This window comes from Escherichia sp. 94.0001 (genome assembly GCF_013369155.2).
Classification (GTDB): Bacteria; Pseudomonadota; Gammaproteobacteria; order Enterobacterales; family Enterobacteriaceae; genus Escherichia; species Escherichia coli_F.
Genome location: NZ_JABWMS020000178.1, coordinates 1 through 1,114, shown reverse-complemented (window position 1 = coordinate 1,114; position 1,114 = coordinate 1). Strand labels below are relative to the sequence as shown.

The 1,114-nt window shown below is 53.9% G+C and carries 2 protein-coding genes and 1 pseudogene; all 3 read right to left on the bottom strand.

Annotated features, from left to right (window positions below; genetic code table 11):
* Positions 1 to 574, bottom strand: a 574-nt coding sequence (locus HEN33_RS25045) for a DUF932 domain-containing protein (protein ID WP_157942742.1), incomplete at its 3' end; no start/stop codon positions are given.
* 99 nt (positions 575 to 673) lie between these two features.
* A complete protein-coding gene (locus tag HEN33_RS25040; protein ID WP_001119729.1) occupies positions 674 to 907 on the bottom strand; it encodes a DUF905 family protein in 234 nt (77 codons plus the stop codon).
* 78 nt (positions 908 to 985) lie between these two features.
* Positions 986 to 1,069 (bottom strand): annotated as a pseudogene (locus HEN33_RS25035) (IrmA family protein); the annotation flags it as partial.
* Positions 1,070 to 1,114: the final 45 nt, after the last annotated feature.

Sequence of the window (1,114 nt, the reverse complement as noted above, 5' to 3'; positions counted from 1 at the left end):
CATAACGGTAAGTCAGTGCCGCCTGTGCCAGCGCCTGGCGTGCCGGTGGCGGCAGAATCAGCGACTGCATGGCATCACGCTTTTCCTCAATCCGGTCAAAAACCCCCACCACCTCGTAAGCCCCTTCAATGACTCTGTCCACCACATTTCCCCGGTGCGGAACACGCACTTCCCCCAGAGACTGACCACAGACGCATCCGTTCTGGCAGACGAACCTGAAGTAACCCGGCAGCATCTGGTAGCTGGAGGTACCGTCATGAGAGTTGAGCAGAATAATTTCAGGGACATGTTCTCCGTTTATCTCTCCGGCCCGCCGCAGACGCAGCATGTGTTTTGTGTATCCCCGGCGGCCCGGGTCGCGCACACGGGTCTGGCAGGCGAAGAATGGCTGAAAGCCTTCCCGCTGCAGGCTTTCCAGTACGGTGATGGTGGGGATGTACGTATAGTTCTGGCTTCGGGACGTGTGTTTATCTTCCCCGAAAATCCCCGGCACATAGTGCATCAGTTCTTCGTGTGTCAGCGGACGGTCACGGCGTATCTGGTTCGCATAACCAAAACGACTGGCTAGTCGCATAATTTGCTCCTTATCGGTGGTTAAGATTTACTGGTGTAATAAATGAAAAAGCCACGTCTCCCGGAGAAGACGCGGCCTGATGGGTGAAATGAATGACGTTTATTGTCTGAGAAGACCGTCACTGGCGAGCCGCGTATTAAGCACCTTTCCGGCATCGGGTTCAGAATTCCGGCAGCGCCAGCGTCGCTGACCTTCCGCGTTGCGGATAACCCGACGGAAATGCATTCCCGGGTCATCCTGGATAAACACATTGCGGTAAGCGGTTATGACAGCAACCGCCTGCCCGTATGAGAAAGATCCTTCAGCCAGGACATACTCTGTGTAACCCGGCATATCTGTTTTCTCCTGATAAATAAAAAGCCTCTGCCACGCGTTGTGACAGAGGCTGAAGCATGAAACTGACTTCAGGGATCAGTTAACGTTTTTTCCGGAAACGGTAATCAGCAGTGGATGGTAGTCCTGGGGATTGAAAACCGATAACGGCAGACTGAACCGCCCCGGGAATCCTGGAGACTAAACTCCCTGAGAAAGAGGTAAACA

What these genes read in the sequence shown, in the direction of transcription:
- HEN33_RS25040 (WP_001119729.1), bottom strand. Translation starts at nt 907, where the DNA reads ATGCCGGGTTACACAGAGTATGTCCTGGCTGAAGGATCTTTCTCATAC.